This is a genomic window from Synechococcales cyanobacterium T60_A2020_003 (genome assembly GCA_015272205.1).
Taxonomy (GTDB): Bacteria; Cyanobacteriota; Cyanobacteriia; order RECH01; family RECH01; genus JACYMB01.
In genome coordinates, this window is record JACYMB010000080.1 from 1 (window position 1) to 12,560 (window position 12,560).

15 protein-coding genes are annotated in these 12,560 nt (G+C 51.4%); 9 read left to right on the forward strand and 6 right to left on the reverse strand.

Annotated elements, in window-relative coordinates:
- Window positions 1-297: 297 nt before the first annotated feature.
- The gene (locus IGR76_03965; protein MBF2077680.1) at window positions 298-543 is read left to right on the forward strand and encodes a hypothetical protein; all 246 of its coding nucleotides are present in this window, start codon (window positions 298-300) and stop codon (window positions 541-543) included.
- Between the two features lie 217 nt (window positions 544-760).
- On the opposite strand, the gene grxD is transcribed toward IGR76_03965, so the two are convergent.
- From grxD to IGR76_03985, 4 genes are all read right to left on the reverse strand, one after another.
- A complete protein-coding gene (gene grxD / locus IGR76_03970; protein ID MBF2077681.1) occupies window positions 761-1,084 on the reverse strand; it encodes a Grx4 family monothiol glutaredoxin in 324 nt (107 codons plus the stop codon).
- Between the two features lie 93 nt (window positions 1,085-1,177).
- A complete protein-coding gene (locus tag IGR76_03975; protein MBF2077682.1) occupies window positions 1,178-1,435 on the reverse strand; it encodes a BolA family transcriptional regulator in 258 nt (85 codons plus the stop codon).
- A 93-nt stretch (window positions 1,436-1,528) separates the two neighbouring features.
- Window positions 1,529-2,122 (reverse strand): HAD-IIIA family hydrolase, encoded by a 594-nt coding sequence (locus IGR76_03980; GenBank protein MBF2077683.1) that lies wholly within the window; start codon window positions 2,120-2,122, stop codon window positions 1,529-1,531.
- A 9-nt stretch (window positions 2,123-2,131) separates the two neighbouring features.
- Complete coding sequence (locus IGR76_03985; GenBank protein ID MBF2077684.1) at window positions 2,132-3,094, reverse strand: glycosyltransferase family 9 protein; 963 nt, start codon at window positions 3,092-3,094, stop codon at window positions 2,132-2,134.
- Between the two features lie 237 nt (window positions 3,095-3,331).
- Here IGR76_03985 and IGR76_03990 point away from each other — a divergent pair, with 237 nt between their 5' ends.
- The 4 genes from IGR76_03990 (at window position 3,332) to IGR76_04005 (ending at window position 6,907) form a co-directional block, all read left to right on the forward strand.
- Complete coding sequence (locus IGR76_03990; GenBank protein MBF2077685.1) at window positions 3,332-4,027, forward strand: 2-C-methyl-D-erythritol 4-phosphate cytidylyltransferase; 696 nt, start codon at window positions 3,332-3,334, stop codon at window positions 4,025-4,027.
- 171 nt (window positions 4,028-4,198) lie between these two features.
- The gene (locus tag IGR76_03995; protein ID MBF2077686.1) at window positions 4,199-5,068 is read left to right on the forward strand and encodes an alpha/beta hydrolase; all 870 of its coding nucleotides are present in this window, start codon (window positions 4,199-4,201) and stop codon (window positions 5,066-5,068) included.
- A gap of 213 nt (window positions 5,069-5,281) precedes the next feature.
- A complete protein-coding gene (locus IGR76_04000; protein MBF2077687.1) occupies window positions 5,282-5,899 on the forward strand; it encodes an alpha/beta hydrolase in 618 nt (205 codons plus the stop codon).
- Between the two features lie 177 nt (window positions 5,900-6,076).
- Window positions 6,077-6,907, forward strand: coding sequence for a carbohydrate ABC transporter permease (locus IGR76_04005; protein ID MBF2077688.1), 831 nt, complete (start codon window positions 6,077-6,079; stop codon window positions 6,905-6,907).
- Between the two features lie 179 nt (window positions 6,908-7,086).
- Here the strand turns inward: IGR76_04005 and lexA are convergent, their stop codons facing one another.
- The gene (gene lexA / locus IGR76_04010) at window positions 7,087-7,701 is read right to left on the reverse strand and encodes a repressor LexA (GenBank protein ID MBF2077689.1); all 615 of its coding nucleotides are present in this window, start codon (window positions 7,699-7,701) and stop codon (window positions 7,087-7,089) included.
- Window positions 7,702-7,945: 244 nt separating this feature from the next.
- Window positions 7,946-9,049 carry a 4-hydroxyphenylpyruvate dioxygenase gene (gene hppD, locus IGR76_04015; GenBank protein ID MBF2077690.1) on the reverse strand — a complete coding sequence of 368 codons (1,104 nt, stop codon included), beginning with the start codon at window positions 9,047-9,049 and terminating at the stop codon, window positions 7,946-7,948.
- 208 nt (window positions 9,050-9,257) lie between these two features.
- On the opposite strand from hppD, the gene IGR76_04020 reads away from it, so the two are divergent.
- The 4 genes from IGR76_04020 to IGR76_04035 form a co-directional block, all read left to right on the forward strand.
- A complete protein-coding gene (locus IGR76_04020; GenBank protein ID MBF2077691.1) occupies window positions 9,258-9,446 on the forward strand; it encodes a hypothetical protein in 189 nt (62 codons plus the stop codon).
- Window positions 9,447-9,511: 65 nt separating this feature from the next.
- Entirely contained in the window at window positions 9,512-9,691 is a 180-nt protein-coding gene (locus tag IGR76_04025; protein ID MBF2077692.1) for a hypothetical protein, read from the forward strand.
- A 52-nt stretch (window positions 9,692-9,743) separates the two neighbouring features.
- Window positions 9,744-11,708 (forward strand): response regulator, encoded by a 1,965-nt coding sequence (locus IGR76_04030; protein MBF2077693.1) that lies wholly within the window; start codon window positions 9,744-9,746, stop codon window positions 11,706-11,708.
- Window positions 11,709-11,760: 52 nt separating this feature from the next.
- A partial coding sequence (locus tag IGR76_04035; GenBank protein ID MBF2077694.1) for an adenylate/guanylate cyclase domain-containing protein occupies window positions 11,761-12,560 on the forward strand: 800 nt, incomplete at its 3' end.

Consider the following 12,560-nt stretch of genomic DNA (forward strand, 5'->3'; position numbering starts at 1 on the left):
GGACACTCTCAAGGCGAACCTGACCGTTTTTCTAATCATGCAACAAAGCCATCTATAGTCATGCCTGATAGACAAGTACGGAAACCTCCAATTAAGGCGCTAGCGAACAGAATCCGCCCTAACCGTGCTTGGAAATATAATGTAGGTATGGGAAGCCACTCAGGTTCAGCTAGTCGGACTGCTCTCCCAGCATGTTCAGTTTAGATGCAGATAGGATTCCATTCATTTGTGATTTCGACTCTGTGTTCTCAACGGACAGGCATTACTGTCGTTAGGAGCCTTCTACTTACAACTCTTATGCTGCAAGATCCCCGCGCTATCCGCTACTATCAACATCTTACGGATGAATTGACGGAACAGTGGAACCGAGGCTACCGATTGGATGAGCTTCGTCTTTATGTTGATGGATATCTGGCAGCTTTGCGCCAATCCAGCGTGATTGAGCCGTTTTTGGTTCATCACATCGAAGAAGAAGTGACACGCTTCTTGTACGATCCATCGAACTTCGCAACCTCTGTTCCGGGCGGAGACTTCTACTCCTAGTCCTCATCCTGAGCGAAACAGCCGAAGTAGACTGATTTGAAATGCAGTCCACCCTGCTTCACCTGCAAAGTTCTAGCGAATGCTCGTGCTGATTCTATAGATCTTTTGTGGATTTCTAACAGTAATGACTAACGATTTGAAAGAGGGACGCGATCGCGCCCCTCTTCTGGCTTAGATACTAGCTTCGATAATTCATAGACGGTGGGAAACATCGCGCCTAGGACGCCAAGGCGACTTCCACCATCTCCTGAAGCTGTCCCTTCTGATAAAGCTCAATCATAATGTCCGATCCGCCAATGAACTCCCCATTGATGTAGACCTGGGGAATCGTCGGCCAGTTGGAAAATGCCTTGATTCCTTGGCGAATGCTCTCATCGGAGAGGACATCAAAGGTTTCGTAAGGTACACCTAGAGTATTGAGAATTTGGACAACGTTGTTGGAGAAGCCGCACTGGGGCATCAGCTTATTGCCTTTCATGAACACAAAGATTTTGTTGTCTTTGATCATGGACTCGATTCGGGTTTGAGCATCTGAAGTCATAGGAACCTTTGCAGTATTGAATGGTTCGTTGCAGAAAATCGTACTACAGCTCTTGAGGGATCATTATGGAACGGATGAGCGGCGATCGCCCACCTACACCGCTTGAATCGTCTGCCACTCCTCGGGAGTATAGGTTTTGAGGGCAAGAGCATGAATATCGTTTGAGGCCATGGCCGCCTTCACCGCTCCGTACACCAGTTGATGTTGTTGCACCAAGGTCTTCCCTTGAAAAGCCGAAGATACAACAACAGCTTGATAGTGATCGCCACCGCCCGTGAGATCCTGAATTTGCACTTCTGCATCGGGCAAATGGGTCTTGATCATCGCTTGAACTTGATCGGGGTTAATCATCCTGTCTCCTCATGGGTAGGGTGCGAAGGAATGCGAGCGAGGTTTGTTTATAGTGCTTAGTTTATCTTAAAGCATTTGACCGTAGTAAAATCTCTATAGTTTCACCGCACGATTTTGCAAAATCCAGTCCACAGCAGCCGCTAGGTCGTTCGCGATAAAGTCGGGCTGGGTGTGGTGCTGGTAATCACCGCTGAGGACGCGATCGCCATACCCCGTTTGCACCAAGATCCCGGTACAGCCTGCATTGTGGGCGAGATCCACATCGGTTGCCTTATCGCCCACCATAAAACTAGAGGGCAAATCTAAGTCATACTCCCATGCGGCAGCGACAAGCATTCCCGTGTTGGGTTTGCGCCAGGTCGTCCAGCGCGTGAAGTCCGGATTCTCTCCCCCTTCGGGCAGACTCAAATCAGGGCAGTAATAGAGCGCATCCAGCTTAGCGCCTGCCTCATCCCATAACAACATACAGAGGCGATCGTGAAGCGCATCAACGTGGGACTTGGGATAGTAATTTCGGGCTGGGCCAGATTGGTTGGAGACCAGACAGCAAAAGAACCCTTGATCGTTGAGCGATCGCACCGCAGAGGCAACCCCTGGGATCAGGTTGAGATCCTCAACATGATGGATATACCCCGCTTCGATGTTGAGCACCCCGTCGCGATCGAGAAACACTGCGCGTTTGACCATACGGATATCCTAACCACCCCAAACCCGCTTCAACACGTCTTCAGGCGAGATGTCGGCCATGTTGCCCGTCGGAGACTTGATGCCAATGAACTTTTCGTCTTTGGGCATGAGTTTTGCGGGATCGGTGGGGCCAAAGAGCGCCAACGTGTATACGTTGAGGGCGATCGCCAAATGCATAGGCGCACTGTCGGTGCACAGCATCAGGTTTGCCCCTGCGATCATTGCTGCCAATTTACCAATATCGCCAGGCTTGGTGACTTTCAATCCAGGACATGCCTGCGTGAGCTGCGCCACCAGCTTTTCATCCTCTGGCCCTTGAACCACCACAATCGGTAAATCCGGCTGACGTTGCTGAAAATCTTGGACGATCTGCTGCCAGCTTTCCACAGGATAGATTTTGTCGATTCCCTTAACTTGGGCAAGCTGACTCGACCCACCGTGAATGATCACATAACCCGTGTCGGCAATGCCGAGGCGCTGACGTTCCCCATCGCCCCAATCCAGATCTTTTTTGGGAATCGTAATCGACGGATTTGGACTGGCCTTGGCGATCCCCAGTCCTTTCAGCAGGTCATGATACATGTAGGCCGCGTACTGATCTTTGTTCAGCGGCACTGGGTTTGTCAGCAAGAAGGTAGCCGCACTGCCACCGTATCCAATGCGGGTAGGAATCCCGGTGAGCCAGAGCAAGAAACCCACCGTCCAGCGCTGTCCTAGCGAGATAGCAACGTCATAGTAGCGATCGCGCAGAATTCCTAAGATATTGGCCCAATCAGCCGGACTACTACTGCTCTTAAAGTCGTAGGGAATGACCTCACTGACTGATTTGTTGACTCGGTACGCGCTGGTGGCTCGTGGCTCGACGATTACCTCAATGGTGGCCTCAGGGTAGGCTTGCTTGAGATCATCGAGGGTCGGAAAGAATAGAATCTGATCGCCAATCCCGCCAGGGACAAGAGCTACTATCCGCATAAATAACAATTTGTTACGCATATTCGCTCCCTATTTTAGGGGAAGATGGGAAAGATACATCTAATCAGAATCTGCATTTGGACACGGGATATTTTGATTAGGCAGGGTTGGATAGGGGTAGGCTCTTGGCGAAGAGCTATCCTCGCGGGACGTTGTAGAACGCTCACAATGCACGCAGGTAACAACGCAAGATGTTCAACCCGATCATTGGATGGCTAGAGGAGGCATTAGGGGGCTGTGTATTTACTCATTCCAGCGGCAGGGGTTGGGCGACGGATGGGCAGCGATCGCAATAAGCTGCTTCTACCTCTCATGGATCAACCGTTGCTGGCTTGGACACTGCAAGCCGTAAAGGCATCCAATAGAATTCACTGGATTGGCATCATCGCCCAACCGGGGGACGTTGCTGACTTTAAGGACATTGTGACCGCCCTAGATCTCACAAAGATGGTGCAATTCATTCCCGGTGGCGCAACGCGGCAAGAGTCAGTCTACAACGGGTTGAGCGGTTTGCCTGCGATCGCCGAACACGTGCTAATTCATGACGGTGCCCGCTGCTTAGCCACACCGGAACTTTTTGACCGCTGCGCGGAGGCAATTGAAACCTGTGATGGTCTGATCGCTGGCATTCCTATCAAAGACACGATCAAAGTTGTAGATGGGGCTACCCGCACCATTGTCGATACGCCGGATCGCGCTAACCTGTGGGCTGCCCAGACGCCCCAAGGGTTTCGGGTCGATCTGCTAAAGGACTGTCACGACAAGGGCGTCAAACAGGGCTGGGAAGTGACCGATGATGCCGCGTTGTTTGAAAAGTGTGGTCTACCTGTGCAGATCGTGGAGGGGGAAGAGACAAACCTGAAAGTGACGACTCCCATCGATTTGGCGATCGCTGAATTCATTCTAAATCAACGCAAAAGTCAGTCTGAGTAAAGCTTTTACGCAAATCTAGGTGATAGGAAATCACGTTTAGGAAAATCATATAATTTCGCCCTACTGTCGCGGTGTATTGTAATGTAGGGGCCAAGCTTGACGATTGATGGCTTGGGCAGTACGGTCATTGTGATTACTTAGTATTCCTTTGTGGGGAGTGAAATGCTGGGCATGACACATTTTTTTAATCCTTTATCACAGCATGGTGTTTGGTTTGGAGAGGTCGCTGCAAACGTAAGAAAAGCTGCACTCGCTACGGTGCTTTTGGGATGCGGAAGTCTGTTTGTAGGGGCTCAGGGGGCGATCGCCGCTGAAACGGTCACTCTGAGACTGGCGAATGATGAATTAACCATCACCATTGATCAACTCAAGACCTTCGCAGAAACGGGTGAGTTATTGCCAGAAGTTCAAGAATTCTTTGATACAAACCGCCAAGATGCTCCCCTTCTCCGCAGCCTAATTTCGGATGAAGTTGTGGTTGGAACAGGTCTAGAAGATTTTCTGGAGTCTTCCTCCGGAGAGTTTGTTGTCATGCAGATTGATCGATTGGTGAGCCAGTTGCCTAGTGCTAGTACGATCGACGCTATTCGGATAGCGTTGCGAGGGTCTTACGAGAATGATGGTCGCTTTTCGATCTTGGAAATTGCTGAACTATATCCTGAGTCCAACATTTACTTAGATCTGCAGGGGCTACAGACTGTATACAACGACGTCAAAACCTTTGTAGAACGCATTCGTCCCGCTCTAGAAACTGCAAAAGAGTATCTTCAAGATTTGCTTTGCGATTGCGAATCCTCTGAAACCTCGACGACAGCGACTCCTGCATCAGCGGAAGACACTACGGAGCCTGCAGAAACGGTAGAACCAGAACCAGAATCTACCGAAACAGACGATCAGAACTCATCACTGCTTCCCTCGTCGGATTCTGCCCCATCTCTCCAAAGCCGCGAGTGTAACAACTCTCCATCAGCCAACTCAGCCAACGAAGCTGAAAACTCTGAAGTGACGACCACCGTTATTGGACTAACGAACAGTCTGTAACTTACCGTTCGTTCCAGTTGCATCTATAGGCTACCGCTGTTACCGCTCTACTTCCAAGTCACACAACTGTGACTGTCATAGGGCCATCAGCGGGTCTAGCGCTATGTTGGGCAGTTCACATACCATGCAAGTATTTCAATGAAAAAGTTACTGTCTCCATTGATAGTCCAATTACGCAGTACCTGCCTGGGTCTTGCGTTAGGGGTCTGTGCATTGACCGTTGCTGATGTTCATTCTGCAAACGCGGCACAGGAATTAGTGTTTACCGATGGCCCCTTCGGTCGTTCGCTGTCTATTGAGGAACTCACAACCTTTGCAGAAACGGGCGAAGCATCGCGATCGCTCCGGTGGTATCTGAATCTTGCAGGCGTTAAGCCGGAAGTTTTCCAGACTATTCTTACCAGAGAATTAGACATCAGCTTATCGTTTCTGGACAAGACTCTGAACTCTATTCCTGGAGAGTATGTGCTCTTCCAAATTGGACAGATTATTAACTCGGGTTCTGGGATCACCAATATCAGAGCGTTGCGGTCGGCTCTTTTGCTTTCGGCTGCCGATGACAACCGGGTTTCTCTCCTTGAGTTTCTGCAAAATTACCCTCTCCAGCAAATCACCGTTGATGGTCGTGAGCTAGCAAAAGTTGCCCGCGACTTAGGGAATGTGGTGGAAGATGTAGAACGTCGCATCGATGCTTTAGTGCCTGTGCTGAAGGATCTGCTGGGTGGCGTTATTTGCGATTGTGAGACGTCGAGTTCAACGTCGGACCCAAACCTCTCGTCGTTCATTCCGCCTGCACCGATGGCTTCGGTGTCAGAAACCGCACAGCCTTAGGGTTCTGATGACCTATTTGTACAAACGTTGAGGGTGGGAACGTTGTGCCTATATGGACAACTCCGTTCCTAGACCTCGATTGTTTATGGGGATTTTGGGTGCAAAGGGGGCTGTTTTATCGCAGGATTCAGGTAGGCTATGGTGAGGCGCATCGCGTTGAAAGATAGAGCGGTCGATATGCAGGCATCGAAATCTTGGCAAACAGTTGGATTGTACATTCTGCTGGGGGCGATCGCCCTAGCCATGCTGTTACCGCTGCTGTGGTTAGTCAGCACCGCGTTTAAGTCCCCCGACGAAAATATCTTCCAATTTCCACCCCAATTCATCCCGGCTCAGCCCACCGTCCAGAATTTTGTCAAAGTTTGGCAAACGAATCCCTTTGGGCGGTATCTGTTCAACAGCGTATTGGTGGCGGTGTTGACCGTAGGCTTAAACCTGTTGTTCTGCTCGCTGGCGGCCTATCCCCTTGCACGGCTCTCGTTTCGAGGGCGCGAGGCCCTGTTTACGCTGGTCGTATCTACGATTTTGATTCCCTTCCAGATTGTGATGATTCCGCTGTATATTCTGACGGTGCAACTAGGCTTGCGGAATACCTATCTGGGGATCATTTTTCCGGCGATCGCCTCCGCCTTTGGCATTTTTCTCCTCCGTCAAGCGTTTCTCGGCGTCCCGAAGGAACTGGAAGAAGCAGCCCGTGTGGATGGCTGTACAGAACTGGGAATTTGGTGGCACATTATGCTGCCATCGGTGCGGCCTGCCTTAGTGACCCTAGCAATTTTTGTATTTATTGGCTCTTGGAGCGATTTTCTCTGGCCGCTGATCGTTCTCGATCGCCCAGAGTACTACACTCTACCGTTGGGAGTCGCAAAACTCGCAGGTGCATTCTCCCTGGATTGGCGACTGATCGCTGCAGGCTCGGTCATTTCGATCGCGCCTATTCTGCTGCTGTTCACCGTGATGCAGCGCTATATCGTACCGACCGATGCAGGCAGCGGTGTGAAAGGCTAGAAAAAACAACAGGGTGACCATTGCGATCGCAAAATCACCCTGCTGCACGGGCGTGTTCAGGACACTTTGAAATACTGATTTTTCATGAACCATTCAATAACCATCCGCCATTCACGTCTCAAATGGTCGTGAATACGGGAGAAGCCCACCGCTCAGTTCATGGGATACAGGAGAGCAACCTAGATAGCGTACTGTCGCCAAACACCAACGAGAGCGCCCTGCACATGAACCATATCCGCCGATACCTGAATAGGGTCATAGGCAGAGTTCGCGGCTTTTAGGGTGACGTGTTCCCCATCACGATAGAAATACTTGAGGGTATTGCCCTGTCCATCCACGCGAGCAGCAACAATCGTACCGTTTTTGAGGCGATCCGGTTCCTGTACCGGGCGCACAATTACAATGTCACCATCGCCAATCATGGCATCGATCATGCTGTCCCCGGTGACGCGGAGGGCATAGTCGTTGGGCTTCAACTGAACGCCGGTCATTTCAAGTCGCTCGATATCCGCCTCATCGGTAACGGGATCGATGAGACCCCCTGCGGCAATCTCACCCTTGATGGGCACGCCTTGGTTAATCGAGTTGAGAATTCGAATGGTGCGAGCTTTGCCCTCGGTCCATTCGATGTATCCCTTATTGCGTAAATGCTCTAAACGACTCTGGATCGGCGCAGGCGATTTTAGCCCCATCGCCCGCATCATTTGACGGATAGAGGGGGAATGCTGATTCACGCGGATATACTCAACGAGCCAGTCGTAGAGCTGCTGCTGCACATTGGTAAGAGGTTCCATAACTCACCTGAACACACTGAATGTAACGATAGAACGGACGTACCATACATTCATATGTACCACTAAAGCTTGGTAAATGTCTAGCATTTGCATAATTTTTATCAAAATGAGGAGCGATCGCCCCTCCCTCTCATCACGGTTGTGTGACATTGCCTAAGACTAGTTTTGAGTTTTGAGTTGCAAATGCGTTGCACCATCAGGGATTTCAGCCTTTCATCTATAGCTGGAATTTTTGAAATGGGTATTAGCGCGTTTGCGCTCGCTGAACCTGTTCCCGCTCGATTGCTTCAAACAAGGCCTGAAAATTGCCCTCACCAAACCCGTTGGCATGGCGATCGCCCTGGGCGGTGGCAGTGCAGCGCTGAATCACTTCAAAGAAAAACGTCGGTTCTCCAAAGATGGGCTGAGTGAACGTTTGCCAAAAAATAGCATCCGGCTCTGCGGCTTGCCAATCCACTAAAATTTCGGCTTGGGCGATCGCCCGTAGCTGCTGAGGTGAGAGTTTGCAGTCCCTGCGTTGCTGTAGCTGCTCGTAATAGCTGGCAGGCACAGGTAAGAATGCTAAACCTTGTTGCCGAAAGCTGGCGATCGCATCCAGAATGTCCAGTGTTTCCAGCGCAATATGCTGTACGCCTGCCCCTCGATGGGTATCCAAAAACTCTTGAATCTGCGACGAGGGGGACGTGGGTTCGTTGATGGGGAGTTGGGCAGAACCACTGGGATGGACGAGGACTTGGCTGATCAGTCCAGAGTAGGGGGTTTGAATAGTGAACGACTGCTGCCGCTGAAATCCGAACCAGTCTTCGTACTGGGCGATCGCACGGTTGAGATCGCCTTGAGCCACATTAAGCACTACATGATCGATGGCGGAAATGGGCGATTGCCGAGGGGCTGGAGACGCCCAACCGATCGGAAAACCTGCACCAACCCCAACCGTTAGGGGACACAAAGGCGTGACACCGCGTCGTTCTACCAGGGTATGGCGCAGATCCCCCCAACCTTGATACTGCACCCACCGGAGTTGACCAGCCGCTGAGGTATGGGTTTGCAAGGGATACCGAAGTTGGGCACCATGAGCCTGGGCATGGGCGATCGCGGCATCTAAATCCTGAACTTGAAAGGCGACATCAACCACTCCCATCGGATGCTGGCGTCGGTAATCCGCAAAAGGACTGCGATCGCTCAACGGGGTAACCAGCACCAGACAGACGGCATCCCCGCAAACCACCGCAATCTGGGTGTGATCCACAGTCCCGTCCCATGGGATCTGAAGCTGAAACCATCGCGCAAACCTGTCTGCCCAGACCAGAGCATCATCTACACAAAACTGAATGTGATCGATGTTCATTGTGCCCTGTTCCTAAACCACCTCCCATCCCATGCAGTTTAACAAAGCTATCGTCTGCTCAACATCTGCGCTCAGATAGGTTACCAATAGAGCAGTGATCATTGAAGGAGATGGGTTTAGAAATTCCGAAAAGCCCGATGGACGCCGCTGATCTTTCCGGCAAAATCGGGAATCCTAACGAATAGTTGTCATAGGTGATGACTCAGTAGTGACCACACAACAGCGTTCAACAGACATGGGCAAGGATCAACAGAACTTTCGCGGCATTTGGGCAGGGCTTCGTTCCGAGCGAGGACGCTTGCTTGCGCTGATGGTGGCCTGGGTCGTGCCCTTTTTGATCGTGGTGACGCCATTGGCACCCACCTCCATTGGGATTTGGGCGAATTTTGGCAGATAGACTCAACCAGACAAATCCTGATTCAGACAGCAGCGTGGGCGGCATCTCCTCCTCTCCAAGACCTGTTGAAACATCCTGACTGGACTGTTGAATGCTCCAGGAGAATTGATCGTCCAGGTAAGGTATGGGAAACATCAGAACCGATTTGGATTGAGCGGCTGGAGCGCGACTTCTATTTTGTCCGTAAGGCGATCGCCCCGTCTACCCATGCCGAATCCAACGGAATGTCCAACTCTCTGGTTTAACCACAGCTCTTACCCGAATTCTCGAAGCCCCCATCTACCGCAAGGATGCGTTATGAATCCGTCCGATATCCACATTCTGGTCATTGATGATGAAGCCCCTACCCGCTTACTAATTTCCCGGCAACTTCAACGGGAAGGATACCAAGTGGCGATCGCCAGCAGTGGCAGCGAAGGATTGGACTATTTGAATCAGCATTGGGTCAATGTCATTTTTCTAGACTTGCTCATGCCGGGATTATCGGGATACCAGGTTTTAGAACACTTGAAAGCCGATCCCAGCCTTGCGTCTATTTCGGTCATTATCGTATCGGCCATTGATGATCTCAAAGACATCATTCGCTGTTTGGATATGGGCGCGGATGACTACATTCTCAAGCCTGTAAATCCGCTATTGCTCAATATTCGGCTGCATACCTGTCTAGAACGGCAATGGCTCCGGCAGCAGGAACAGCGCTATCTCTACCAACTGCGTGCCGAGCGAGACAGTGCCGAACGGGCAAACCGCGCCCGCAGCGCATTCCTCGCCAACATGAGTCACGAACTCCGGACTCCTCTCAACGCGGTGATTGGCTACACCGATATCTTGCAGGATGAATTTGAAGATGAGGGACACAGCAAGTATTTAAGTGATTTAGCCAAGATCCGCAGTGCTAGCCAGCATCTACTCAATCTCATTGGCGATATCCTCGATATTTCCAAACTGGAGTCCGATCAGATGGAGGTTAGCCTGGAGTCCTTTGTACTGGGATCTTTCGTGGAGCAGGTGTGGTCGGAGGTGCGATCGCTCGCGAATCTGAATCAAAATACGTTGTCTTTAGATCTCAACGTACCTGAAGACACGCCGCTCTATAGCGATCGCGGCAAGCTTCGGCAAATTTTACTCAATGTGCTGAATAATGCCTTGAAATTCACCACCCAGGGTACGATTCAATTCATCATCGATTGGGATGAGCGATCGCCCAGTCAAACCTGGCTAAGGTTCAAAGTGATCGACACTGGCATTGGCATTCCCCCCGAACAGCAGGAGCGCATTTTTGAACCCTTTACCCAGGTAGACGACTCCAGCACTCGCGTCTACGGCGGCACGGGGTTAGGACTAGCCATTTGCCATCGCCTAAGCCAACTGCTAGGCGGCGACATTCACCTCGCCAGCACCGTCAATAAGGGTACAACCATCACCCTGCGATTGCCCACCCAGATTACATCCGATGAGGCGATCGCCTCCCGCTATACTCCTCGAACGGCAGGCTTATCCCACGCAAACCAGGATTTGGTGATTGTGATTGATGGCGATCGCACCGTGCGGGATTGGATGGTGGAACAGTTAAATCAAGAGGGCTATCGCGTGGTCACCAGTTGGTCGGGGCAAGATGGAATCCGCCTGATCCGGGAACTGCATCCCTCGATCGTTTGGTTAGGGAGTTCCTTACCCGACGGCAGCAGTTGGGCCACCCTCAAAGCACTTAAGGATGATCCCTGGTTAATGAATATTCCCGTAGTGCTGCATTCCCTGAGCATCGAAGCGGGCGCATCTACCCTCCACGGGCAGGTTCTCGGAGCTTGCCATATGCTAACCAAACCGGAACACTACCCCCACATTTTGAGGCTGCTAGCGCCCTACGTCAGCGATCCCAAAACCCAGTCTGTCTTACTGGTTCAGCCCCCCTGCCCCGCACGGGATATGCTGGAGCGCTTACTGATTCGCCACGGATGGACGATTCACACAACGCCCACCCTGGCAGAGACGATCGCCGCCGTGCAGCAGGAATCCCCGACCGCCATCATCCTAGATCCGCTCATGGTCGATTCCAGCAACGTTGAGCGTTGGGCATCGCTCCAGGCGCGATCGCCCCAAATTCCGATCCTTTATGTCTGGACTCAAGATATCCCTTGGCTCGATGAAGGGGATCAGGTTTTTGGATCGTTGGCCCATGCACCGGATACTCTAATCGATTCCAGCCCTAATCATGCCTCGATTGCCTCCCATCTGCAAGCTTTAACCCGCACATACGGTTAGTTCTATTTTTAATTCCTGTCATCGTTTGCCTCACCCTGCGGAGCCTTGTTGTATGAACCTACGGACTCGAATTCTAACGATTGTGATGTTGCTGCTTTCGGCTAGTGTGCTCACCACAGCAACGCTGTTAGCCATGGGCGCACGTCAATCCATTTTGAATCAGGCCGAGGCCGATGGGGTCTTGATTGCTCAGTTTCTGGCACGGATGGTGCGCTTTAGCCGAGATGTGCAAACTAACCTCGATCAAGATCTAGGGGAACAAACGGTGGGACAGGCGATGATCACGAGCCAGTTTGTGGCGATCGCAGAACAAGCCGGACTCTCGCCTGAAGAAATTACCGAGCGCTTAAAGCTCATTGCCGATCAAACGGTCATTGATGAGTTTTGGATTACCGATTCCAACGGTTACGCCTACATCCATAACGTGCCGGGTATTGAATTTACCTTTAGTCCAGATCCGGCCAAACAGCCCCAAGCTAGCGCATTTTGGCAGTTGCTTACGGGTGAAAAACAGGTGATCATCCAGGATACACGCATGCGCGAAATCGACGATCGCCTCTTTAAGTACGTAGGTGTGGCCGGGGTCGATCAGCCGCGCATTGTTCAGGTAGGCTACGAAGCGCAGTTAATCCAGGACATTCAGCAGCAGATTGGCCTCTCGCGCCTGACCAACGAACTCATTAACCAAGGGTCGATTGTGGCCGTTCGGATTGTGGATCAAGACCTGACGAACCTCGCTCGCAGCGTTAGTGCCGGAGCAGGTCTTTCTGACCTCGACACCCCCAAAGATCGCGCCAATTTGGAAACGGCGATCGCCCAAAACACCACCATTAGCTATCTCGATGACCGCTA